This is a genomic window from Johannesbaptistia floridana, from assembly GCF_057440575.1.
The window spans coordinates 1-23,758 of record NZ_JALKVM010000093.1 but is presented as its reverse complement, the minus strand read 5'-3'; the positions used below and the strand labels follow the sequence as shown (position 1 = coordinate 23,758).

Sequence of the window (23,758 nt, the reverse complement as noted above, 5' to 3'; positions counted from 1 at the left end):
CCTGAAAATGAAACTAGAATCAATCAGTTAAGTTTGACACAATTAGAAAATTTAGGACAAGCCTTTCTAAATTTTAATCAAGAACAAGATCTACAATATTGGTTAATTCAAAATAATCCTTAAGATTCTAAAATTATCATACAAGGAGAAAAATCTTTAGTAACAAAAGGGCGATCGCTGATTAATCAAGCTAAAATAAAACTAACAGATGAAACTATTCAAAAAAACTTCATTGAGTTAGTAGAAAAAATATTAGTGTACAAATTACCCAATAAAAGTAGAGAGGAGATAGAAGCAATGTTTGATTTAGACGATTTCAAGCAAACTCGATTTTATCAAGATGTCAAGGCTGAAGGTAAACTTGAAGGTAAACTTGAAGGTAAACTTGAAGGTAAACTTGAAGGAGAAATAAATATGATTGTGCGTTTATTAAAGGGAAAATTTGGTCAACTTTCTCCTGAAAATGAAACTAGAATCAATCAGTTAAGTTTGACACAATTAGAAAATTTAGCACAAGCCTTTCTAAATTTTAATCAAGAACAAGATCTACAAGATTGGTTAATTCAAAATAATCCTTAAGATTCTAAAGTAATAAGTAATAAGTTTTCAGGTGCGATCGCTCTTCAAAATCGCCTAACCTCACATCTTGCATCAAAACCCAAATGTTACTGGTGGATGAATAATGAGTTTTGAAGTAATGAGTTTTGAAGTAATGAGTTAAAGAATTAATGCTCAACGCTTAAAAATTGGTTGACCTTTGCTACGATCTTAGGGTAAAGAGAAATGAACTTTTTCTGAGGTTAATTTAGTACAGAGGTACTGGTGGAAGATGTGAGTTAACTCAGATCTTGCATCTTTACCCAAAGTTACTGGTGGGGGGAATTTTTTTTCAGCAGCTTCTCTTTTAAAAGGCAAGCCAAAGCCGTCATCTTATCTTGCTTGTCACCCCGTGAGGTTTTTACCTCTCAAGTTAATTAAACAGATAAGTTTCTGAAGACGAGATAATTAACTTTTGCGTTACACGCACGTTAACGCATCCTACACGTGCTTGAGATTAAGCCAGATCTGAGTTTTAGAGTTTTCACCAAGCCCTAGTAGGGGCGCAAGGCTTGCGCCCTATAGGAAGGCTTGCGCCCTATAGGAAGGCTTGCGCCCTATAGGAAGGCTTGCTACTTCATTGATATAGCCTTACGCATTAATATGTTTGACATTTTTTTGTTCCTTCTTCCTTTCATTCAAGTCTAGATGTCCTAACTATTTTTTGTAATGCTATATAGCTTTATGTTTTCCCTTCGATATAATTCAATTTCTCCAAATAAATATTGTTTTTTATTAAGTAGGTGAGTATATTTATATATTGCATCAAAACCCACTCATTTACTGATGAGTAGCTATAGTCAGGGCGCAAGCCTTGCGCCCCTACATTATGTTTGGAAATTGATACCAAATCCGGTTTTCACGCCCTCCTTTATGTTTTTACCTCTCAAGTTAATTAAACAGATAAGTTTCTGAAGACGAGATAATTAACTTTTGCGTTACACGCACGTTAACGCACCCTACACGTACTATAAGTGCTTGAGATTAAGCCAGATCTGAGTTTTAGAGTTTTCAGCAAGCTCTAGTAGGGGCGCAAGGCTTGCGCCCTATCCCTTTGGCTTGCGCCCTATCAAGGCTTGCGCCCTATCAAGGCTTGCGCCCTATCAAGGCTTGCTACTTCATTTATATAGCCTTACGCATTATAGCAATTCCAAAGCAAGTGAGGTACAAGATAAGTGTCTGAAGACGAGATAATTAACTTGTGCGTTACACGCAGGTTAACGCACCCTACACGTGCTAGTAGGGGCGCAAGGCTTGCGCCCTATCACTTTGGCTTGCGCCCTATCACTTTGGCTTGCGCCCTATCACTTTGGCTTGCGCCCTATCACTTTGGCTTGCGCCCTATAGCTTGCCTCTAAATCATATTACTTTTTGTGATTAACAATAGATAGAAACTGATTACCACAATTGACACTGGGCGTGATGTCGCAGGAGATGATCGCATAAAACTAGAGCTGTCATCGCTTCTACCATGGGTACAGCGCGAGGCAGCACACAGGGATCATGTCTGCCTTTAGCGGCAAGCTGGGTATTTTCCCCATCTTTAGTAACAGTTTGTTGCTCTTTACCAATAGTAGCTGTGGGTTTAAAGGCTATTCTCATAATGATTGGTTCTGAGTTACTAATACCTCCTTGGATACCACCAGAACGATTAGTACGAGTGCGTGTTTTACCCTCTTCATCTATATAGTAGGCGTCGTTGTGCTCACTTCCAGTTAAGAGTGTGCCCGCAAAACCTGAACCAATTTCAAAGCCTTTGGTAGCAGGAAGAGATAGTACTGCCTTGGCTAAATCCGCTTCTAACTTGTCAAATACTGGTTCACCTAATCCCTTGGGTACATTGCGGGCGACACATTCTACTACTCCCCCTACAGAATCTTTAGATTGACGAATAGTATCAATTAAATCAATCATTTTTTCGGCGCATTCGGAGTCAGGACAACGCACAATATTACTCTCTACTTGAGAAAAGGTAACCGTTTCTGGATCGACAACAGCTTCTATATTTTTGATTCTCTTCACATAGGCGATAATTTCTACACCAGCAAATTGCTGTAAGATTTTTTTGGCGATCGCCCCTGCTGCCACTCTCCCAATAGTTTCTCTTGCCGAGGATCTTCCTCCTCCTTGCCAATTACGAATACCATATTTAGCATCATAAGTAGCGTCGGCGTGGGAAGGACGATACTTTTGCTCCATTTCTGTGTAGTCTTGAGACCGCGCATCTTTGTTACGCACCAGAATAGAAATTGGTGTACCCAAGGTTTGCCCTTGAAAAACCCCTGAGAGTATTTCACAGGTATCTGTTTCTTGACGAGGAGTAGTTATTTTGCTTTGTCCTGGACGTCTGCGGTCTAAATCTGCTTGAATTTCTTGGGCTGTTATTTCTAAACGTGGTGGACAACCATCTATAATTACCCCTACTCCACCTCCGTGTGATTCTCCATAGGTAGTAATCCGAAATAAATGTCCAAAGGTATTGCCCATAATTTTCTTATTTCCTTATTTTGATTTTTCTTTTCCTTGTACTGCTTCAATTAAAGATCTTACTTCTTCTGTCCCTTCTGAAGGTTCAAAGCTTTTGGGGAGTTTTCCTTTTAGTAGCATTTTCCAGCCTACTGGTAAGATAGATATCAGGCTTTTTAGATCTCGAAAATTATTACTCATTAATAGTACTCCAAATTTCCGCTCATCAATCCATCCCCCTTGTTTCACCAAATCTACTAAGAGTTTACGGTGACGAATTGGGCGTTCTCCTGTTTCTTTGCGTTCTAATATTTCCTGTTTGATTTTACTGATTTGTTCCATCGGCGCCACCTCCATGGGACATACTGAATTACACATATAGCAACGAGTACATCCCCAAACAGCGTTGGTATCTTCGTTATATTTTTCTAATCTTTCTTCCTTCTGACTATCTCGATTATCTTTTACTAGGCGTAAACTTTTTGCTAAGGCGTGGGGGCCCACAAAAGCACTATTTACTTCTTTTGCGTTACACTCAGAATAACAAGCGCCGCACATAATACAGTTACCTGTTTGATTAAGTTTTTCTCTATCTTCTGGACTTTGTAAAAATTCTCTTTCAGGAATTTGGCGGCCCTTAGTACTCACATAAGGTTCAATAGATTCTAAGTCATTCCAAAAATTAGTCATATCCACGACTAAATCTTTAATCACTGGCATATTTCCTAGAGGAGATATCACAATTTCTTTCTCATTAAAATTAGCCAATTCTTGACCCACATTTTCTTTACAAGCTAAGGCGGAGCGACCATTAATTCTCATGGCACAACTCCCACAGATAGTGTTGCGACAATTTTTACGAAAAGCCAAACTGCCGTCTAACTCCCACTTAATTTGATTTAAACAATCTAAAATTGTCTTTCCCGGGTCAACTTCTAGAGTGTAATTTTTAAATTCAGGTGCTGATTCAGAAGTTTGTCGAAGTACTTTGAACAATACTTGCATATATATCTAATCCCTCTTTTGTTTTAGTTTTAATTTTAAAATAATCTTACTTCTTTTAGTTTACCTTCTCAAAAAGGGGAAATTTGTTATTTAATTAAAAAAAAGTTCAATTTTTTGCTTTTTTCTATTTTCATTTTTGAATATTTTTTTTATAATGTTATTTACTAGCAAAAAAATAAACAGAAGAGATTTGGAAAGAAGAGTATTAACGATGAGTGAAAATAATGGATCTCCACTAGTAGGAAAAGCCCTACTTCAAAAAGTAAAAGAGTTATCGAGTCTACCTCGTCGAGAAACCGCGAAACTTTGTGGATATTATAGCATTAAGAATGGACAAACCCGAGTTAATTTAACTGATTTTTATGACGCCGTTTTAGCAGCTAAGGGAGTTCCTCTGGATCCCGAGGGTGTAAAAGATGGACGTGGCAGAGAGGCAACTTATAAAGTCACAGTACATAAAAATGGGCAAATTGTTATCGGTTCAACCTACACAAATGAGATGGGATTAAAACCTGGGGATGAATTTGAAATAAAATTAGGATATAAACATATCCATTTAAAACAAATCGAACCAGAGGTAGAAAATAACGACGAACCTATGGCAAGTATGTCTGTATAAGTAGTTTTTGCCTATAGGCATTTGTTGATTAACAGATGATCAAATTTGCTCTTTAGATATGGTGCTCCATGATTAACCATAGTAAACTATAGGGGATAAAAAGAGAATGCCAACAATTATCCCCACACCTTTAGTCAGAATAGTGATTTTTTTATCAGTTTGGCTGATTATTTGGTTACCACTTGGAATTTTTCTAGCAGTTAAACTGAATTATAGCTTTCAGCAACCTTTAAAAACAGAGCAAAAAATACCTTTTTTGGCTTCTCTATACTTAATTGCTCCCTTAATAATTTGGGGAGCGATTACACTAGAGGAAACTAGTTGGGCTAGTTGTGGAATAAACTCTCCAGTTAATTTACTCGGTTGGTTTATTCTGGGATTATTATTAGCAATTGTCGGGCTAGTAATATTATTGACTATAGAAAGTTCCTTAAATTGGGTAGAGTGGCAAACTGAAAATATACCGCAAACAAGAAAACTTATCTTACCCCTTTTGGGTTTAAGTTTAATGGTAGGTTTAGTAGAAGAATTAATCTTTCGCGGTTGGATGCTGACTGAATTAACTAGTAATTACAGTTATTATATTTCGGGAGCTATTTCTAGTTTAATTTTTGCCTGTCTACACCTAGTTTGGGAACGCCGAAACACCTTACCTCAATTACCTGGTTTATGGCTAATGGGGATGGTCTTAGTTACAGCGCGTTTAACTGCTAATGGTAATCTTGGTTTAGCTTGGGGTTTGCACACAGGATGGATTTGGCTGTTAGCGACTACTACTAGTGCTGAGTTAATGATTTACACTGATAAAGGTTCTCCTTGGTTAAAAGGATTTAGGAATGAGCCTTTAGCTGGTTTAGTGGGAATATTATTGTTATTGGGAACTGGTGTGGTTTGCAGTCAGATAATTTAAAGATATAACTACAGGGAGATGGCCAATTAGTTAAAATGTTGAAAACCTTGATCTAAACTAAGAATAATTGGTGAAGAAGAACTTTGAGGGGTAATGATTTTGACTTCAGGGTTGCTGGTAATCTCACCAATAATTACCGCGGGTAAACCTAGAGATTGTTGCAGTTTTTCCCCTTGGTTTTTAGGTAAACATAAAACTAACTCAAAATCTTCCCCACCATACAAAGTCCAGTTAAGAGCTTGTGTAGGGAAAAATTCAGTCAAAGCAGGGAGAATAGGCAACATATCAGTATTAATGGTTGCTCCCATACGACTAGCGCGACAAATTTGTAAAATGGCATCGGCTAAGCCATCGCTAGTATCCATACCAGCGATAGCAATATTGCCAACATTTGCCCAGAGGTGAGAGATAACATCAAAGCGAGGTAAGGGTTGTTGATGGGCTTTAATCAGAGATTCGAGGGTATTCTGAGGAAGCTTTGTAGCTATTTCTGGGTGAAGTAAACATTCTAAACCAGCACGAGAAGCGCCGTGATAACCAGTAATAAGGATTACATCCCCGGGTTGAGCTAGGGAGCGACGAATTATGCGATCGCCACTCACCTCCCCCAAGGCAGTAATAGAGATAGTATTAACTGGTGAGCGACAAACATCACCCCCCAGAATATAAGTGTTGTATGTATTAAGACAACTAACCAATCCTTGATAAAGTGATTCTACCCAGCTTACTGGAGTTTCTCCTAGAAGAGATAAACCCACAGTGATACCAACAGGAGAGGCACCCATTGCCGCTAAATCTGATAAATTAGCGGCAGCGGCACGCCAGCCTACCTGCCAAGGGGAAGTAGTGCGATCGCTAAAATGCACTCCATCTACTAACACATCTGTAGTTACTACTAAAGATTTTTCTGGATTTATCGACAAAACCGCGGCATCATCACCAATTATCTCTTGGGGACAAAATTCCTGTAATTTTGCCAATAATCCTTGTTCACCTATATCTTTAATAGTTTGTTGCATTTTAAGCCTTAGTAGGTTCTACCAAATTTTCTCTTCCTTTGACTACTGTAGCCTTAATTATTTTATCCTGTGGGGTTAAATTTTCTAAAACTTCTTTACCTTCAACTAGGTAACCAAAGACAGAATAGCGACCATCCATCAGATTAAAACCGGGAGGAGTCAATTCTGTATCAAATTTAAAGAAGAATACTTGGGAAGATCCGCCATTAGGATCATTGCTAGGACGTGCTAAAGCTAGAGTACCATAGGCACTAAATGGTAAGGACAAATCAGCTAAATAAATACCTGCATCTTCTAGAGTCAAACCATAAGTAGGCTCTGAATCTCCTCTAATTAGATATTCTAGAGGAATAGCGCGATATTCTTTAGTTTCTGGGTCAATAAAACCTTGTGCTTCTCCTGGTGGATCTCCTACTTGTACTACAGAATCGTTTTGAGTACGCATAAACTGTAAACCATCATAGAAACCTCTATTTACTAAATCTACAAAATTACCACCATTAATCGGGGCACTATAACCATCAACTACAACAGTCATGTTTCCTTGAGTGGTTTCTATTTCTACGGTAGCACGTCCTTTTAGGTATGGCAGATTGCTATATTCTTCTGAAATTTCAAAAGGAAAATCTACTACCATTAAGCTTTCTAAATCAGTAATTTGATCTAGAATTGCGCGGCGTTTCAGCCATACTCCCTCTCTATCTTTAGTGGCGGCTATGTCTTGGATTTCAACAATATTTTCTCTAATTGCAGCAATTAAGGCTTCTGCTTGGGGTTGACGTTCAGATGGTACACTATCTAGGAGTTTTTGTTCACGAAAACTAGTTACTAAATAGGCATCTTTTAGATTACTCTTAATTGGTCCCCATCTTTTACTCCGCAAGTATTTAGATAAACCTTCTATACTTTCTTGGAGTTTTCTAACTTCTTGATTATCTATAGGAAGGGCATATCTAAGTAAAGAAGTAGGATCTGTAATTGCATCTCCTTCTGCTAACATACTTATTTGTACTGGGTTGGCTTGAACAGGTAAACTCAAGCCCAAACTGAGTAAACATATTCCCATGATCAGAATTTTTAGCAAGTTTTTATACCACTTTAATTGAGGTATCTGTACTGATTTCATCGCTTTTTTCTCTTTAACTCTCAATTGCACAACTTCTAGTATCTAATATTTTTAGTTAAACTTTACAATACATCGGGATTAAATTAATTGTTTTTTTCGAGAATTTCGCATTCATTTTTAGTTACCTGGTGGCGATACTTAAACATTTCTTCTAAACGTGAATTAACCCACCAACCTAGACAAAATTCTGAGGATGAACCTCCGGGAATCTCATAGTCTATGGTATCTATCAGACGTGTTTGTTGTCCTAGAGGCATAAATTGGTGTTCATGTCGCCAAGATGTCATGGGACCTTCAATTTGAATATCAGTAAAACAATGGGGGGGATTGCATTGAATATGTTCATCAACCCATTTAACTGGTACAACTCCTATTGTAATACGAAATTCGGCGATCGCACCTACTTCTAAGCGTCCTTTTTTGGCGACGATGGTTACTGGTTGCCAAGGGGGAGTTAACTTTTCTAAAATATCTGGTCTTTCGTGGAATCTCCAGACCGTTTCTACAGGGGCATTAATTAATATTGACTTTTGAAATCTTAACATAAATTTGTTAACCTTTTTGACTTACAATATAGCGTTTTTCTTACAGTTTGATCATGAAAATGACAAAATGAACAGACAGCATAATTATTTATTAAATTTTTCAAAATTTTTCTTACCTTCTTGTACTAGGGGAGAAATAGAAATTAACTTAATTAAAAACAAGTTAAACCAAGAAACCGGAAATCTCAAAGGACGAATAAAATCTACAAATAAAACCACTCTAATCTCATCGCTATAATTCCAAGCTTCATGAGCAAAAGTATCATCAAAAATCAGACTTTTTCCCTCTTGCCAATGACATATTTTATCTTGAACTCGTATGGCACAACTTGTGATAGGTTGAGGAACTTTTAAAGCTAAATGATAGCGCAAAACTCCTTTATAAGGACCATAATGTTCAGGAATATGTTTTCCTGGTAATAAAATCGAAAAAAAGGCGGTAGTCATGCCGGGAATTTGTTCAATCAAAGAGGAGGTATGGGGACATTTTTGGCAATTAATATCCGATTTAAATCCATAGGCATAGAAAAAGAAAGTTTTCCAGCGATCATCTTGAGTAATGCTATATTGATCAGGAGAGAGATCTTGAAAATTAGGAATGGTTTCTACCGATTCTAAGATATTATCTAATTCAGCTCTAATAGTAGTCCAATTATCTTCTAAAAGTTTTACCCAAGAAAACTGATTAACTTCAAAAAAAGCAGTATCGCCTACCAGAGAATTATTAGCAATCAAAGCTTCTAATTTACGTATATATTTTTCTCCTTGTCTTAAAACAAAGTAATTTATTTTTTGCATGATTTCTGCTCAAAAAAATGACTAAGTACTAATTGATATTTAAGAACATCATCTTGAGATATATTATTATGTCCAGCACCAGGAAATAACACTAAACATTTTACCCCAGTAGCTTGCTGAAAAAGTTGTTTACTCATAGTAACAGGAATCACACGATCTTGAGTACCGTGCATAATTAATATAGGGGCTTGAATTTGACTAATCTTACTGAGAGAATCAAACCTTTGGGTTAAAATCAAATAAGGAGGAAATAAAGGTACAGGGAAGATATGAGAAAGCATGTCTTTGATAGAAGTAAAGGAACTTTCGATAATTACTCCCCCTAGATGAGGTTGTTGAGATGCCCAATGAATGGCGATCGCCCCTCCTAAGGAATGACCATAGAGAAAAATTGTATCTGTGGGAATCTGTTTAACCATAGTAAGATAGTTTGCCGCAGCTTCCACATCTTCATAAACACGAGTTTCATTAGGAAAAGGGCCATCACTCATACCATAACCTCGATAATCAATTAATAAAGTATTTAATCCCAAATTGTGAAATATCAAAGCTTTGCCGACTAAATCCCCTAAATTACTAGCATTACCATGTAAATATAGTAAAGTGGGACGCCTAGGCAATTGACTAGGTATCCAATACTGCTCGGTTAAGCCTAAATCCTCCGTTGAGACTGCAAGGGAGCAGGGAGCAGGGGGCGGGGGAGAAAGCCGAAAATCCCTCTCCCTGCTCCGGTCTCCCTGCTCCTCTGCTTGCCTAAAAGAAAAGTCAAAATCCAAACCTACGCAGTATTGACTAGGTATCCACCAAGCAATTAATTTACTGTCTTTGACAGGAATTTCTACCTGTTGGTAGTCTAGGTTAACACTAGCGGGGGTGGAGAGGATATGGGAGGAGGGAAAAAATAGTAATCGGGTTTGCCCAATTCTCAGGGTAATACCTAAACTGAGATAGAATATTATGAAATAAACCCCTATTGATTTAAGTAATTTAGTTCTTTTTCGCCTCATGATTGCCAAAATTGTTAGTTAAACTAAAAATTGATTGAAAATTTAAGTCACATCAAAACATGGTTGCTGATTTTTCCGAATCTCCCTCAATTAAACAGGCATTAATTGCTATTAAACAATTACAGTTTCAATTAAACAAGCTACAAAACCGACAACAAGAACCAATCGCTATTATCAGTATGGCTTGTCGTTTTCCGGGGGGAGTAAATAATCCGCAACAATTCTGGGAATTATTGGCACAAGAAAAAGACGGAATCACGGAAATTCCCAGCCATCATTGGCTTCAAGAGGAATATTATGATAGTGACCCTCAAAAACCGGGAAAAAGCTACAGTAAGTATGGGGGATTTGTGGATCATTTGACTGATTTTGATGCTCAATTTTTTAATATATCCCCAAAAGAAGCTCTCAGTTTAGATCCCCAGCAAAGATTATTCTTAGAGGTAAGTTGGGAAGCCCTTGAAAATGCGGGTATCACAATGGCACAATTATCAGAAAGTAAAACAGGTGTATTTGTTGCTAGTTGTGGTCATGATTATCTTCAGGAGTTGTTAAAAAGATCTCCTGAAAAAATTGATGCCTATTTAACTACTGGTAATAATCATAGCGTAACAGCAGGACGTTTATCTTATTTTTTAAACTTAACTGGACCTAGTTTAGCAGTAAATACGGCTTGTTCTTCTTCTTTAGTAGCAGTTCATCTGGCGATCGCATCTTTACGGAATCAAGAATCTGATTTAGCCATTGTTGGCGGTGTTAATCGGATTATTTCCCCAGAAATTACGATTAATTTTTCTAAGGCGCGGATGTTGTCTCCTACTGGCTTGTGTCAACCCTTCGATGCTAAGGCTGATGGTTTTGTCCGCTCAGAAGGTTGTGGTGTAGTTGTACTAAAAAGATTAGAAGAGGCGATCGCCAATCGAGATCCCATTTTAGCAGTATTATATGGCTCTGCTGTGAATCAAGATGGGCGCAGTAGTGGTTTAACTGCCCCTAATGGTAATGCCCAAGAAAAGGTAATTCAACAAGCTTTAGTTAATAGTGGTAAACAACCCCGAGAGATTAGTTATATAGAAGCCCACGGCACAGGTACAATACTAGGAGATCCTATTGAGGTTAATGCTTTAGGGCGAGTATTTAGTAACCAGGTGGATTCCTCTTCCCCGATAATAATTGGTTCAGTCAAGGCTAATTTAGGACATTTAGAGGCGGCGGCGGGAATTGCTAGTTTAATTAAGGTTATCTTGTGTATTCAGCATCAGGCTATTCCTGGTCAAATTAACTTTTCTCATCCTAATCCCCATATTGATTGGCAACAATTACCTTTTCTGGTGCCAACCAAATTAACTAGTTGGTTAAATTCTCAATTAGAGAGAATCGCGGGAGTTAGTTCTTTTGGTTTTAGTGGTACCAATGCTCATTTAATTATAGGCGAGGGAAAACAACCCTATTACCAGATTGAACGAGAAAAACAATTAAATTGTTACTTATTTACCCTATCTGCCCAAACTGAAGGGGCTAGAAGCGCTCTAATTCAATATTATATTAATTTTTTAGATAATCATCCTTATTTAGATTTAGCTGAACTTTGCTACAGTGTGAATGTAGGAAGAACTGATTTTAACTATCGCCTAGGGATTGTAACTACTGGATTATCTGAATTAAAAAACCAATTAAAACAACTACTCAATGGCGTCACAGACAAATATACTTGGTTAGGTAAAACTAAAGTTAATTATTCTGCGGCTATTAGTTTTGTTTTTCCTCCTAGTATCTCCTTTGCTTCCATAAAACTTGATTGGTTAGAAAAGAATTATTTAGTTTGTCAAGAAACTATAGCTGAATGCGATCGCCTAATTTCTGCCTTGACTGATTCTAGGTTAATCAATTTACCAGATTCATCTCCTTTAGTAATCTTTACTGTAGAATATGTTTTAGCTAAACTTTGGCAATCCTGGGGAATAATTCCAACTACTATGAAGGGAGATGGTGTAGGAGTATGGGTGAGTAAAACTCTAGGGGGGACAACTAGTCTTGGTGATAGTTTAAAATCAGCTAATGGATTGGGGTATCAATCAGAATCGGAAACATTGATAATAAACCAGACTAAAACCTCTGAAGATGATTATACTCTCTCTATGGACTTAGAATACCCAGATATAGAACAATCACTATTTACTAAATTAGCAGAAATATATTTACTAGGAATACCGATAGATTGGTTAGCAGTCGAATCACATATTTTACGTCCCCAAATACCTTTGCCTAATTATCCTTTTCAACGTCGTCGCTATTGGATAGAGTGAACTTCTGGTGTTAACCCTCGCGGTGCGCCCAAGCCACCCCCCAATCTCCATAAGCTTTTCAGTCGCCCTGTAACCCCGTCAGAACGTTAATACTAGCCAACTCTCCTTCTTCTTTTTTCTTGACAAAGTAAAGCTCATAGCGAAGCTGTAAATTAAGCCAAAAGTCAGGAGAATTGCCAAAAAACTTAGCTAATCTCAAAGCGGTACTTGGCGTAACACCTCTTTTGCCATTGATTAACTCATTAATTCTTTGATAAGGCACATGGATAGCATCAGCCAAATATTTCTGAGAAATATTCATTGGCTCTAAAAATTCTTTTAATAACATTTCCCCTGGATGGGTTGGTGGTCTGTGAGTCGGTATCCTAATCATTGCTTTTTCCTCTTTGATTTAATTAATTCGCCTAATGATAATCCGTAATTTCAACATCTTTTGCTCCACTATCTGTCCAAACAAAACAAATTCGATACTGATTATTTATTCGGATACTGTGTTGTCCTTTTCTATCGCCTTTTAAAGCCTCCAATTTATTTCCTGGAGGGATTCTTAATTCCTCTAAAGCTACAACAGAATCCAACTGATCAAGTTTTCGACTTGCTATAGTCCAAAGACTAGATGGACAAGCCTTTCTCGCTTGTTTTGTATTTCGACCATAAAATATATCTTCTGATGCTTTATTTTTAAAGGATTCTATCAGATTAGCATGGTATCACGGACAGTGTGTTAATGCAAATAGAATAAATTATTTTCTCAAATTGAATTGACTCAATTAAAAATGTTTAAATCTCAACTTCAAACCAGGGGCTCAAGGTTGCTTGTCATCACCTCGTTTTTAGCATTTATTTTTCTATTTCATATCAGTACTTTTGTTTTGGTGCAAGATATGAGTATAACGAGAGTCGCCTGGAGGGACAAAGATGGATTTTCAACAGAAACACGCTATCATTACTGGTGGTTCTAGTGGTATTGGTCTGGCAACAGCTAAATTACTATGGTTAGCTGGGTGTAATCTTTCTTTAATCGCGCGAAATTCTGAAAAACTTCAACAGGTTCAATCAGAATTGTCTCTAAAAAAGATATATCCCGAACAAAAAATATATACTTATAGCGCTGATGTGAGTAAACAGGCAGAAATCACCGCCACTATCAAAGAAGCAATAGCTATTTTGGGTACTCCAGAATTGTTAATCACCGCAGCAGGTATAGTGGAGACTGATTATTTTATGAATTTATCTACATCAGTATTTGAGGAGTTGATGGCGGTTAATTATTTTGGTTCCCTCTATTGTCTCCAGGCGGTACTTCCTGAGATGCAAAAAAACCAAAAAGGTCATATTGTGTTTGTCTCTTCTGGTGCTGGTTTAATGGGTATATATGGTTATTCTGCCTATAGTCCTAGTAAATTTGCTGTAAGAGGCTTAGCAGAATCTCTGCGCTTAGAATTAAAACCTATGGGGATAAATATTTCCATTATCTATCCCCCAGATACAGATACACCTCAACTACAAAGAGAAAATCTGCAAAGACCACCAGAAACTAAGGCAATAGCCGCTACAAGTAAAGTATGGAGTCCTGAGGCGATCGCCGCTACTATGATTAAAGGTATAGAAAAAAAGACTTTCTTAATTACTCCTGGTCATGAAATCACTTTTCTAGCTAAATTTCATAGCTTACTGATTACACCAATCAACAGGTATTTTGAAAGTAAAATTAAGAAAGTAAACAGGTTAACTAAATCAAGAAATTAGGTGAAATGGTCTATAGATATATAGTTAAAGCTTTTTGTTTAGCAGTTATTAGTAATGTTTGGCTGTCTCTACCTGGTAACAGTGCGGAAAAAATTGTTCTTAACTACAGTATATTTAGTTTTAGCATTCCAGTAGAATCTCTAGATAATTTTGCTAAAACTGGTACAGTTGACCAAAAATTAAGACCATATTTAGGTAAAGTAGAACCTGAACAATTAGAAAAAATACGCTCTACCCTCAATCAAAGTTTTGATATCAAAGCATTTACCCTTTATCAACTGACGAGAACCTATGCTGGAGTTAAAATTATTAATTCTCTAGGTAAAACTATACAAATGCCTCAAGGAACGAATGGTTTTTATGCTATTCGTAGTTCTATGGTTGAATCAGCCCTGAGTGATGAAGGTTTAACTATGATGAATTTTATACGGAATTTTCCCCATGATATACATATTAATTTAGCTCATATCTTTACTACTCTCAAGACAGTTAATACTCTAGTTGAGGATACTGATAATTTTATTAATCAATTGGAGAAGACTAACTCGATTACTTTTGATTCTGATGATTCTCTGTTTCCACACCAGCCTGGAAATTTTACCGTTACTAAACAAGTTCAAGTATTTACTGATGTCTCTAGACAAAGAAATCTCCAGGTAGCTATATATTTACCTGAAGCTTCACCAGATAATATGCCTGTGATTCTCATCTCAAGTGGTTTAGGTGCCCATATTGATCGCTTTCAACCATTAGCTGAACATCTTACTTCTCATGGATTTGCTGTAGTAGTGGTAGACCATCCTGAGAGTAATTACGAAAGACAACAGGCTTTTTACCAAGGATATGATCATGAACCTTTTGATTCTAGGGAATTTATTGATCGCCCTCTAGATATTAGTTTTGTTTTAGATAAACTCGAAGAACTAAATACAAGAGAATTTTCTCAACAGTTAAACTTAGAACAGGTGGGTATCTTTGGTTATTCCTTTGGTTTCACTACCAGTTTATCCCTCGCTGGTGCGAAAATTAATTGGACACAACTACAACAGGATTGTCAAGCTTTGGATGAAGTTGGTAATATCAACATCTCTTTGTACTATCAATGTCGAGCTCTAGAATTGCCTAGTGAAGAATATGATTTATACGACGAAAGGATTCAAGCGATTTTCGGTTATGTACCTTTTGGCTGGAGTTTGTTTGGGGAAAATGAGTTAAGGAAGATTGATATTCCTGTGTTTTTACAAACCACTAACAAAGACTTGATTACTCCTTTGTTGGTGGAACAATTGCCTTTGTTTAATTCTCTCAATTCTGCTGATAAGTATTTGGCGATCTCCCTCAACCTTGTTCATAGTCGCAATACCCTACAATTAGTTAATTTAGTTGATAATCAAACTGTTTCAGAAGAGCAAGTGGTAAAAGTAACTAACAATTATCTTCATAGTTTAAGTTTACTATTCTTTCAAACTGACTTGCTCAATACTCAAACAAATAGTCCCTATTTAAATTTAAAGGATTTTAACTTTATTGACCAAGAATCCTTTGATTTATACTTAATCTCGTCCCCTCAAGATTAGTTGCAGCAGATTTTCAAATCCTTATTCAGTAAGAGATGAGGTAGCTCAGACCCTCGCATCTTTACCTAATGTTACTGGTTGTGGATGAATTATGAGTAATGAGTAATGAGTAATGAGTTTTGAAGTAAGAAGTCTTGAAGTAAGGAGTAAGGAGTAATGAGTTTTGAAGTAAGGAGTAATGAGTTTTGGAGTTTTGAAGTTTTGAAGTTTTGAAGTAATGAGTTAAAGAATTAATGCGATCGCGCTTAAAAATTGGTTGACCAAAAAGGCGTATTCAGTATTTTTGTTCTAAAGACTCTTTTCTTAGGCGAAAGAGAAATGAACTTTTTCCCAGAATAATTTGGTACATAAGTACTGGTGCAAGATATGAGTAGAAGGAAAGGAAGAAGGTGTGAACTCAGATCTTGCATCTTTACCTAATGTTACTTGTGGTGGTTGAGTAATGAGTAATGAGTAATGAGTAATGAGTTAAAGAATTAATGCTCAACGCTTAAAAATTGGTATACCTTTGCCAGATCTTAGGCTAAAGAGAAATGAACTTTTTCTGAGGTTAATTTAGTACATAAGTACTGGTGGAAGATGTGAGGTGAAGGAAAAAGTTTATTTAACCGGACATGATATTATTATAGCAAGCTCGCAAATAGATGTTTACAGTTATTATGAAAAGCCCCCCTTGGTAAGGGGGGTTGGGGGGATCTGTAAATATAAATATTGTTAACACGAACTACTGCTATAAATAGAAAACCAGGAATAGGGAATAAAATATATACCTCACGCTTACTAAAATTAGCAATAATAACTATTATTGTTTTAGGAATTATTTTTCGACTTATCAACTTAGATTCTAAAATTTATTGGGTTGATGAAGTAGCTACCTCTGTAAGAGTTTCTGGGTTTACTAAACAAGAAGTAATTACCGAAGTTAATCATCAAGGATTAATTCCTCTTAAAAATTTACAAAATTATCAACATCCTGTTAACTCAGATAAAACTTTTCTAGATACATGGCAAGCTTTGACCAAAAGTCCAGAACATACTCCCCTATATTTTATTTTAGCAAAAATTTGGTTAAGTATTTGGGGGAGTTCAGTAGTCAAAATTAGAGCTTTATCTATTCTCTTTAGCATTCTAGCAATAGTTTGTATATATTGTTTATCTCAGGAGTTATTTAACAATTCTCAAGTAGCCTTATTAACTTCTGGATTTTTAGCTATTTCTCCTCTATATTTAACCTATAGTCAAGAAGCGCGTCCTTACAGTTTATGGATAGTTTTAATTTTATTGTCCCATTTATTTTTATTAAAATCTTTGCGGCTAAAGTCAATAAATTATTGGTTATTATATGGATTTGTTGTAACTGCTAGTTTGTATACATCTTTATTATCTTTTTTAATTGTTTTTGCTCAAACTATTTATGTTTTGCTTATAAAAAGAGACTGTTTATTCACTCATTTAATGATAGTAGCTGCCGCCATTACTGCCTTTATTCCTTGGGGAGTAATTATTCTCCAAAATTGGGATTTATTGCAAGAAAATACCCTGTGGATGAACAGTAGTTTAAATTTAGTAGCAATGTTTGTGATTTGGATTTATAGTATTTCTACTGTTTTTATTGAAACGCCTATTTATCCTGCTTTAACTCCTATTACTATTTTGAGAATAGTTATTGATTTTAATCTATTTATAATTATCTTTATTTCTCTTTATAGCTTATCGAAAAAGACATCTAAGCAAACTTGGTTATTTGTTTTAACTCAATTGATTATTCCTCTTTTGGTTATGAGACTAATTGATTTAGTTTTGGGAAGACAAGGTTCAACAGCAATTAGATATATGATTCCTAGTTATTTATTTATTCCTATAGCGATCGCTTATTTTTTTACCAAGACAAAAGCGAAGATTTGGCAATATATTCTCGTACTAGTGATTTTTATTCAACTAGCTTCTTGTGTATTTATTTTAGATAAATCTCCTCGATATCAAAAAACTCGTAATTTAGACAATCCTGTAATCGCTGCCATAATTAATCAAGCTGAACACCCAATTCTCTTAACGGAAGCAGACAATATTTTAGATGCTATTTCTCTTAGTTATTTAACCTCAGATGAGACTCAATTTCAACTCTTATCAACAGAGAAGAGTATCCCTATCTTTGAATCTAGTAAAACTATCTTTGTTCTCAATCCTTCTGCTAAGATAATAGATATAATTCATCAGAGAGAACTAAATATTGAGCAGGTATATAAACCGCAACTTCTAACCCCAGAAGAGATTCATTTATCCCTATGGCAAGTTGAATAAACATAATCTGGTGTTTTTTAGCTAAAACTAATATTCCTCATCTCATATCTTCCACCAGAACTTATGTACTAATTTTTCAGACAGCTAAATTAGTACAAGAGTACTCATGCTTTGCTCTCAGTTTAACATCAATTCTTTAACGCATTACTCCTTACTCCTTACTCCTTACTCCTTACTCCTTACTCCTTACTCCTTACTCATTACTCCTTACTCCTTACTCCTTACTCCTTACTTCTTACTCCTTACTCCTTACTCCTTACTCATAACTCCTTACTCCTTACTCCTTACTCCTTACTCCTTACTCCTTACTCATAACTCCTTACTCATAACTCCTTACTCCTTACTCCTTACTCATAACTCATTGCTTCTTACTCCTTACTCATAACTCCTTACTTCAAAACTCATAATTCATCCACAACCAGTAACATTTGGGTTTTGATGCAAGATGTGAGTTGGTGTGAGGAGATCGCATTTCATTTCCAAATAAACCAGATAATTTATCCCTTTTAAGTAAAATTACTTAATTTAAGAAAGAGGGAAAATCGTATATATTAAGAGGTGTTACTAGCCAAAAATGAAAGGTTAATAAGTTTGAAAATAAATGAGTTACCCTGCTGAAATTTTAGATTTTTTTGATCGCCATCAAGAATCATTAAGATTCCTGGAATTAGAATTAATGGCACTACCTCAAGGAGAAACGGCAAACCTTCAAGATGCACTTCGCCATATAGTTTCTCTAGAAGCAGATGCAAAATTTCTTAATTTACAATTAATTGAACGTATAGCCCATCATCTAACTCAATATCTTAAGCTAATTCGTGACCATTCTCTAGAAGTTGACCAACAGTTAACCACCAATTTACTCAAATTATTTGACTGTTTAGAAAATACGATTATCTCTGCTTCAGAAATCATTCCTGATGAAAAGCGACAATCAAGCATAGAAAAAGAATATAAAGAGTTAGCTAGTATAATTCAATCAACTTTTCACAAGTTATGTCAAAAATATCAATTATTTCAAGAAATAGGTGAAATATTTCCCTTAGAATCAGCCGTCAAAACCATAGCTGAAAAGGAAGGAAAACAAGCAACGGCAATTATTATTGCAGGAGAAGTAAGTATACCTGAAATAATTCTTCGACATTTGCGAAGTATCTTACCCCATTTAATCAATAATGCAATTGCCCATGGAATTGAATTCCCAGAAGAGAGAAAAGCATTAGGTAAATCTCCCGTCGGATTAATTACATTAACAGTCAAACCTTCTTCAGAAAATGTAACCATAATTTTTGCTGATGATGGTGCAGGAATTAATCAAAAAAAAGTTAAAGATAAAGCAATTAAAAAAGGAATAATAACAGTAAATAAGGCAGCAAAGCTCACAGAATCTGAAGTTTACGAATTATTATGCAATCCCGATTTTAGTACCAAAGAAGACCAAGATCGAAACTTAACCTCTGGGTTAGGCTTTGGTCTTAATATTGTCAAAACTTCTATAGTTGAACATCATGGTGATTTAAAGATTGTTTCTAAATTAGGTCAAGGAACGAGTTTTGAGATTAATTATTCTTTGACAGAAGATTAGATTCAGCTCTTTTAGGTTTATCCAAAGTTACTGTTGTATTTAAATGCGCAGATTATTTTTTAAGTTTTTAACCTGAAAGCTGACGAGGTGATAACATTGCTATAATTAATTAGGTGGAAATGATATTAATAAATAATGCTCAAAGTAGCTATAGATGTAACGGCTTTACGCGCTCAACCTAGTGGCATAGGTATGTATATTTATAATTTAGTGCAAGCCTTGACTAAACTCCAAAGTTCTGAGAATTTTGTTTTAAATTTAATTTATCAACCTAGTATAAAAAAGTGGTTAAGGGGAGATTTGAGCTTTTCTCGTCAAACTGATTTTTCTCTAGATAGCTATTGTTTACCTCTTCCTGTGACCTTTTCTAGTCTACTTGCCAATTTTCCTAACCCAATTTTATCCTATTTAGAATCAAGTTTAAAAAATCCTGATATTCTCCAGGGAACAGACCATTATGTTTATCCCTGTCGTCATAGTAAAAATATTCTCACCATTCATGATTTAACTTTTGTTAAGTATCCTGATTATGTAAATTATGTGGTGAAAAACTATAGTCGTCGTCTTCGGCAATGTCTGAAGTGGACTGATTTAATTATTACTTTTTCCCACAACTCTCAAAAAGAAATTAGTGAATATTTTCAAATAGATACTAACAAGATAGTAGTTACTCCCCAAGCCAGCCGCTTTAGTAATTTACAACTATCTCCGGTAGATATTAATCAAGTAAATTATGATTTTTCTCGTCCCTATTTTCTCTTCGTAAGTACCATCGAACCTCGGAAAAACCTGATTAACTTAGTTACTGCCTTTAATTATCTCAAAAAAAGCGAAAAAATAGAACATCAACTGGTGTTAATTGGTCAAAAAGGATGGAATTATCAAGGAATTTTTGAGGCGATAGCCACTTCTCCCTACAAAGAGGAAATACACCACTTAAACTATCTAAGTGATGAATTAGTCGCCTATTTTTATCGCCATGCTACTCTCTTTGTCTATCCATCCTATTACGAAGGATTCGGATTACCAGTGTTAGAAGCTATGAGTTTTGGTTGTCCAATAGTAACATCTAATACATCTTCCCTGCCAGAAGTAGCGGGAGATGCCGCTTTATTAGTAAATCCTGATGAGGCGATCGCCATTGCTGAAGGAATGAGAAAAATAATCAGCGATCAACAATTACGAGATGAATTAATTCAAAGGGGTATAATAAGATCAAAGCTATACTCCTGGAAAAAAACCGCAGAAGCTACTCTCAAAGCTTATCAAACTTTAGGAAGATGAAATATAACAATACTGTAACTCCCGCTTTGAACTATCAAGCTAAGAAATGTAATCTAACTTTAGCAGATGCCCTCAAGGAATATTATACACACAACCGAGTGGATCCAGAGCATTTCTCTGGTGAGGAACAAAGATTGATGGAATCTCATGATATTTGTCATGTGGTTTTTGGTTGCGACAATAGTCATAAGGGAGAATTTCTCATTGATCTTTGGAGTCTATTTGGCACAAATCTCTCTATTATTGGCTATATGCGCTATTTACGCCATCCAATTATTCGCGAGATTGTATTAGACACAGATTGGTTACATTTACCAGTCACCCTGCTTGTGGCTTTTCCATCGGCAACAAAGGTATTGTTTAATTGCAGTCGTATGAAAAAACGATGGAAGTTTTTTGACTATCAAGCTTATATGAATCAGTCTGTAGATAAAATTCGTCAGGAATTTGGTATTAATATTGTTTGAGAAAAAAAAGACTAAATTTTCAGTGTTAGAAGCCATGAGTTTTGATTGTCCAATAGTAACATCTAATACTGAGAGCCAAGCACCATTACCATTGTACTAGCTAATCCTCGCGAAAAATTCTTTTTTTTGATGAATAAAATCATTGATAACTATGATTGCTAAAGCTGATACCTTTTTTTTTAATCCTGAAGAATATCTCTCCTGGGAAGAAAAAAACGATGTTAAACATGAATATCGCCAAGGAAAAATCTATGCAATGGCTGGCGCTAGTAACAACCATGTTTTAATCACAAGCAATTTATTTGCTTTATTGAGGTTTCATATACGAGGTAAAAACTGTCGCGCCTATATTTCTGATACCAAGGTAAAAATTGAATCAATCAACAGTTATTATTATCCTGATATTGCCGTGAGTTGTGATTCAAGAGATTTAACCTTGACTCAATATATTTGTTATCCTTGTTTAATTATAGAAGTTCTTTCTGATAGCACAGAAGCCTTTGATAGAGGAGATAAATTCGCTGATTATCGTCAATTAGATTCTTTACAAGAGTATGTCTTGATTAGTCAGAATACCAAAAGAGTTGATACTTTTTTTAAAAATGACCAACAACAATGGATATTATCTTCTTATAGTGAAAGCGATCGCATCACCCTCAATATAATTGATTTTTCCTGTCTGGTTTCAGAAATCTATGAAGAAGTTAATCTCGATTAGTAACTGACCTTACCTAAGATTGTTACTACCATAAAAAAAGCAAAATGTAAAGTAGAAATATCAACACTTTATATTGTTTACTAGCTATGAAAGCATAAACAACATGGGGATTAAAGTAGGAGTAAAAAATGCCTTATAAACTAGTTAAGGAAGATGAAGAATTACTCAAGATCATTAAAAGTCAGTAGATGGAAAAATTCTTCTCCCATTTTAAGTATAGCTTATCAATTAAAAGAAGAGTTACGAGAAATATATGAAAGCAGCAGCACTGTAAAAATGGGTCAAAGAAAGCTGGAAAAATGGCTAGAGATTGTATCGATAGTGACAATTTTCCCTATAACGTCAAGAGAACAAAAAAATTATTTTAAACTGTGTAGCAGGGAAAAAGTAACAACAGATGGCGTGGCAAATTTTACTGACGCAGTTGAGTTCACAAGGATGGCTTCGCGCATTACTCCCTATGGATAGTTCGCAAAAAAATCAAGTATTTATACTTAAGCTCCAGTGCGATCGCGCCAGTTTCTAGGGCACACCAGTAGCAGACCAAGACTGATGATTAAAAGGCTTTTTCTCATCAAAAAAATAGATTTTTTCTTGGGTAAAAATAGTATTTTAGTACTATTTTTAAGATTAGCTTCTTACACTCTCTAGTGGCACAGTTTCAAACCCTTATCTAGACTGAATTGTAACTGAATAGTTAAATCGTACTCCTTAAAAACGTCAAGTAAATGGAGAGAGAAAAATGTCTCAAATAGCTCGTACATGGCTTCATCTATCTAATGGTTCTGGTTTTGAATATCAATCTAATTTTCAAAGCTTTGCTGGTTTTTGGGATAGTCAACGCTGGTTAACTGGGGATTTTAACGGTGATGGTCGAGATGATTTAGTTAATGTTTACAACCACAAAGATCAAGATTGGTTTACATTTACAAAGACAACAAGCAAAAAAATTGATTTGGATATCAATTCTTTTGACAATGGTGCTAATCTAGACATCTTAGCCAAATTGTATAATTCTTCTGGTAAGGTAATTAAGACATCTAACCCTAAAAATTCTTTATCTGCCTATTTTGATATGACTTTAAATCCAGGACAGTATTTCTTAAGCGTTACTGGGACTGGAGAAGGAGATTCACTAAAAACAGGATATACTGATTATGGAAGTTTAGGACAATATCAAATTAGTGGAGTCATTGTTTAATAGGCGGAAGTTCCGACATAGGCTCTTACACAATGCAAGGTGATGTGTCATAAGTTAACTGTGTAGGTCGAGCCAATTCGGAAGAAAGGAATTGCGGTGCGACCCCGCGCTTCCGGCGAAGCGTGAACGCGCACGCCTGACACGGAATTCGGAAAAAATTAATAGTATCTGACAAACTTTTGGTAACAATGTACTAGGGCGTGTCTGCAAAATGCTAAAATGAGTAAAACTACTCAAGAGATGTTATGAGTGGGCACCACGAAGCGGATGCCTTCGGCAACGCTAATTTTCAAGATATTAGAACAGGAAACAAAAAAAATCAATTAGTGCCACCACAGAAATCTTAGTTGATTGCTAAACGTAAAAATTGCCAGTTTAATCTATACAAAAAGTAACAGGGAACCAATGATTCCTCACACCAAAGCATCTTTACCTAATGTTACTGGTGGTGGTTGAGTAATGAGTTTTGAAGTAATGA

General features: G+C 35.7%; 23 protein-coding genes and 1 pseudogene. 15 read left to right on the top strand and 9 right to left on the bottom strand.

What is annotated here, in order from left to right:
* The 3 genes and pseudogenes from MW688_RS06640 to MW688_RS06630 form a co-directional block, all read left to right on the top strand.
* A partial coding sequence (locus MW688_RS06640; RefSeq protein WP_486735149.1) for a DUF4351 domain-containing protein occupies positions 1-123 on the top strand: 123 nt, incomplete at its 5' end.
* Positions 124-132: 9 nt separating this feature from the next.
* Positions 133-291: pseudogene (locus MW688_RS06635) on the top strand (DUF2887 domain-containing protein); the annotation flags it as partial.
* A gap of 6 nt (positions 292-297) precedes the next feature.
* Positions 298-579, top strand: coding sequence for a DUF4351 domain-containing protein (locus MW688_RS06630; RefSeq protein ID WP_486735146.1), 282 nt, complete (start codon positions 298-300; stop codon positions 577-579).
* A 1,416-nt stretch (positions 580-1,995) separates the two neighbouring features.
* Here the strand turns inward: MW688_RS06630 and aroC are convergent.
* Both aroC and MW688_RS06620 read right to left on the bottom strand, forming a co-directional pair.
* Positions 1,996-3,084 (bottom strand): chorismate synthase, encoded by a 1,089-nt coding sequence (gene aroC, locus MW688_RS06625; RefSeq protein WP_486735145.1) that lies wholly within the window; start codon positions 3,082-3,084, stop codon positions 1,996-1,998.
* A gap of 15 nt (positions 3,085-3,099) precedes the next feature.
* Positions 3,100-4,068: a succinate dehydrogenase/fumarate reductase iron-sulfur subunit gene (locus tag MW688_RS06620; protein WP_486735144.1), complete on the bottom strand. Its 969-nt coding sequence runs from the start codon at positions 4,066-4,068 to the stop codon at positions 3,100-3,102.
* A 211-nt stretch (positions 4,069-4,279) separates the two neighbouring features.
* On the opposite strand from MW688_RS06620, the gene MW688_RS06615 reads away from it, so the two are divergent.
* Together MW688_RS06615 and MW688_RS06610 are read left to right on the top strand one after the other, a co-directional pair.
* Entirely contained in the window at positions 4,280-4,687 is a 408-nt protein-coding gene (locus MW688_RS06615; protein WP_486735143.1) for an AbrB family transcriptional regulator, read from the top strand.
* A 106-nt stretch (positions 4,688-4,793) separates the two neighbouring features.
* Positions 4,794-5,597 (top strand): CPBP family intramembrane glutamic endopeptidase, encoded by an 804-nt coding sequence (locus MW688_RS06610; protein WP_486735142.1) that lies wholly within the window; start codon positions 4,794-4,796, stop codon positions 5,595-5,597.
* 26 nt (positions 5,598-5,623) lie between these two features.
* Here the strand turns inward: MW688_RS06610 and thiL are convergent, their stop codons facing one another.
* The 5 genes from thiL to MW688_RS06585 all read right to left on the bottom strand — a co-directional run bounded on the left by thiL (position 5,624) and on the right by MW688_RS06585 (position 10,092).
* The gene (gene thiL, locus MW688_RS06605; RefSeq protein ID WP_486735141.1) at positions 5,624-6,616 is read right to left on the bottom strand and encodes a thiamine-phosphate kinase; all 993 of its coding nucleotides are present in this window, start codon (positions 6,614-6,616) and stop codon (positions 5,624-5,626) included.
* Between the two features lies 1 nt (position 6,617).
* Complete coding sequence (locus MW688_RS06600; RefSeq protein WP_486735148.1) at positions 6,618-7,682, bottom strand: peptidylprolyl isomerase; 1,065 nt, start codon at positions 7,680-7,682, stop codon at positions 6,618-6,620.
* Positions 7,683-7,825: 143 nt separating this feature from the next.
* Complete coding sequence (locus tag MW688_RS06595; RefSeq protein WP_486735140.1) at positions 7,826-8,287, bottom strand: SRPBCC family protein; 462 nt, start codon at positions 8,285-8,287, stop codon at positions 7,826-7,828.
* An 84-nt stretch (positions 8,288-8,371) separates the two neighbouring features.
* Positions 8,372-9,085 carry an aspartyl/asparaginyl beta-hydroxylase domain-containing protein gene (locus MW688_RS06590; protein WP_486735139.1) on the bottom strand — a complete coding sequence of 238 codons (714 nt, stop codon included), beginning with the start codon at positions 9,083-9,085 and terminating at the stop codon, positions 8,372-8,374.
* Positions 9,073-10,092: an alpha/beta hydrolase gene (locus MW688_RS06585; RefSeq protein ID WP_486735138.1), complete on the bottom strand. Its 1,020-nt coding sequence runs from the start codon at positions 10,090-10,092 to the stop codon at positions 9,073-9,075. The genes MW688_RS06590 and MW688_RS06585 overlap by 13 nt, the downstream gene beginning before the upstream one ends.
* Positions 10,093-10,151: 59 nt before the next feature.
* On the opposite strand from MW688_RS06585, the gene MW688_RS06580 reads away from it, so the two are divergent.
* Positions 10,152-12,398, top strand: coding sequence for a type I polyketide synthase (locus MW688_RS06580; protein ID WP_486735137.1), 2,247 nt, complete (start codon positions 10,152-10,154; stop codon positions 12,396-12,398).
* 58 nt (positions 12,399-12,456) lie between these two features.
* Here the strand turns inward: MW688_RS06580 and MW688_RS06575 are convergent, their stop codons facing one another.
* Positions 12,457-12,771 (bottom strand): HigA family addiction module antitoxin, encoded by a 315-nt coding sequence (locus MW688_RS06575; RefSeq protein ID WP_486735136.1) that lies wholly within the window; start codon positions 12,769-12,771, stop codon positions 12,457-12,459.
* 31 nt (positions 12,772-12,802) lie between these two features.
* A complete protein-coding gene (locus MW688_RS06570) occupies positions 12,803-13,096 on the bottom strand; it encodes a type II toxin-antitoxin system RelE/ParE family toxin (RefSeq protein ID WP_486735147.1) in 294 nt (97 codons plus the stop codon).
* A 220-nt stretch (positions 13,097-13,316) separates the two neighbouring features.
* Here MW688_RS06570 and MW688_RS06565 point away from each other — a divergent pair, with 220 nt between their 5' ends.
* The 9 genes from MW688_RS06565 (at position 13,317) to MW688_RS06525 (ending at position 23,280) form a co-directional block, all read left to right on the top strand.
* Positions 13,317-14,147 carry an SDR family oxidoreductase gene (locus MW688_RS06565; RefSeq protein WP_486735135.1) on the top strand — a complete coding sequence of 277 codons (831 nt, stop codon included), beginning with the start codon at positions 13,317-13,319 and terminating at the stop codon, positions 14,145-14,147.
* 5 nt (positions 14,148-14,152) lie between these two features.
* Entirely contained in the window at positions 14,153-15,724 is a 1,572-nt protein-coding gene (locus tag MW688_RS06560) for an alpha/beta hydrolase (protein ID WP_486735134.1), read from the top strand.
* A gap of 711 nt (positions 15,725-16,435) precedes the next feature.
* Positions 16,436-18,025, top strand: a complete 1,590-nt coding sequence (locus tag MW688_RS06555) for a glycosyltransferase family 39 protein (protein ID WP_486735133.1) — start codon at positions 16,436-16,438, stop codon at positions 18,023-18,025.
* Between the two features lie 601 nt (positions 18,026-18,626).
* The gene (locus MW688_RS06550) at positions 18,627-19,610 is read left to right on the top strand and encodes an ATP-binding protein (RefSeq protein ID WP_486735132.1); all 984 of its coding nucleotides are present in this window, start codon (positions 18,627-18,629) and stop codon (positions 19,608-19,610) included.
* Positions 19,611-19,745: 135 nt separating this feature from the next.
* The gene (locus MW688_RS06545; RefSeq protein ID WP_486735131.1) at positions 19,746-20,894 is read left to right on the top strand and encodes a glycosyltransferase family 4 protein; all 1,149 of its coding nucleotides are present in this window, start codon (positions 19,746-19,748) and stop codon (positions 20,892-20,894) included.
* Entirely contained in the window at positions 20,891-21,361 is a 471-nt protein-coding gene (locus tag MW688_RS06540) for a hypothetical protein (RefSeq protein ID WP_486735130.1), read from the top strand. Before MW688_RS06545 ends, MW688_RS06540 begins: the two co-directional genes overlap by 4 nt.
* 151 nt (positions 21,362-21,512) lie before the next feature.
* Complete coding sequence (locus MW688_RS06535) at positions 21,513-22,079, top strand: Uma2 family endonuclease (protein WP_486735129.1); 567 nt, start codon at positions 21,513-21,515, stop codon at positions 22,077-22,079.
* 153 nt (positions 22,080-22,232) lie between these two features.
* Positions 22,233-22,547, top strand: a complete 315-nt coding sequence (locus tag MW688_RS06530) for a hypothetical protein (RefSeq protein WP_486735150.1) — start codon at positions 22,233-22,235, stop codon at positions 22,545-22,547.
* A 274-nt stretch (positions 22,548-22,821) separates the two neighbouring features.
* A complete protein-coding gene (locus MW688_RS06525) occupies positions 22,822-23,280 on the top strand; it encodes a DVUA0089 family protein (RefSeq protein WP_486735128.1) in 459 nt (152 codons plus the stop codon).
* Positions 23,281-23,758 lie beyond the last annotated feature (478 nt).

Bases quoted from the DNA above. Each gene is read 5' to 3' on its own strand.
- MW688_RS06630 (WP_486735146.1), top strand. From the start codon at position 298: ATGTTTGATTTAGACGATTTCAAGCAAACTCGATTTTATCAAGATGTC.
- aroC (WP_486735145.1), bottom strand. From the start codon at position 3,084: ATGGGCAATACCTTTGGACATTTATTTCGGATTACTACCTATGGAGAA.
- MW688_RS06620 (WP_486735144.1), bottom strand. From the start codon at position 4,068: ATGCAAGTATTGTTCAAAGTACTTCGACAAACTTCTGAATCAGCACCT.
- MW688_RS06615 (WP_486735143.1), top strand. From the start codon at position 4,280: ATGAGTGAAAATAATGGATCTCCACTAGTAGGAAAAGCCCTACTTCAA.
- MW688_RS06610 (WP_486735142.1), top strand. From the start codon at position 4,794: ATGCCAACAATTATCCCCACACCTTTAGTCAGAATAGTGATTTTTTTA.
- thiL (WP_486735141.1), bottom strand. From the start codon at position 6,616: ATGCAACAAACTATTAAAGATATAGGTGAACAAGGATTATTGGCAAAA.
- MW688_RS06600 (WP_486735148.1), bottom strand. From the start codon at position 7,682: ATGGGAATATGTTTACTCAGTTTGGGCTTGAGTTTACCTGTTCAAGCC.
- MW688_RS06595 (WP_486735140.1), bottom strand. From the start codon at position 8,287: ATGTTAAGATTTCAAAAGTCAATATTAATTAATGCCCCTGTAGAAACG.
- MW688_RS06590 (WP_486735139.1), bottom strand. From the start codon at position 9,085: ATGCAAAAAATAAATTACTTTGTTTTAAGACAAGGAGAAAAATATATA.
- MW688_RS06585 (WP_486735138.1), bottom strand. From the start codon at position 10,092: ATGAGGCGAAAAAGAACTAAATTACTTAAATCAATAGGGGTTTATTTC.
- MW688_RS06580 (WP_486735137.1), top strand. From the start codon at position 10,152: ATGGTTGCTGATTTTTCCGAATCTCCCTCAATTAAACAGGCATTAATT.
- MW688_RS06575 (WP_486735136.1), bottom strand. From the start codon at position 12,771: ATGATTAGGATACCGACTCACAGACCACCAACCCATCCAGGGGAAATG.
- MW688_RS06565 (WP_486735135.1), top strand. From the start codon at position 13,317: ATGGATTTTCAACAGAAACACGCTATCATTACTGGTGGTTCTAGTGGT.
- MW688_RS06560 (WP_486735134.1), top strand. From the start codon at position 14,153: ATGGTCTATAGATATATAGTTAAAGCTTTTTGTTTAGCAGTTATTAGT.
- MW688_RS06550 (WP_486735132.1), top strand. From the start codon at position 18,627: ATGAGTTACCCTGCTGAAATTTTAGATTTTTTTGATCGCCATCAAGAA.
- MW688_RS06545 (WP_486735131.1), top strand. From the start codon at position 19,746: ATGCTCAAAGTAGCTATAGATGTAACGGCTTTACGCGCTCAACCTAGT.
- MW688_RS06540 (WP_486735130.1), top strand. From the start codon at position 20,891: ATGAAATATAACAATACTGTAACTCCCGCTTTGAACTATCAAGCTAAG.
- MW688_RS06535 (WP_486735129.1), top strand. From the start codon at position 21,513: ATGATTGCTAAAGCTGATACCTTTTTTTTTAATCCTGAAGAATATCTC.
- MW688_RS06530 (WP_486735150.1), top strand. From the start codon at position 22,233: ATGAAGAATTACTCAAGATCATTAAAAGTCAGTAGATGGAAAAATTCT.
- MW688_RS06525 (WP_486735128.1), top strand. From the start codon at position 22,822: ATGTCTCAAATAGCTCGTACATGGCTTCATCTATCTAATGGTTCTGGT.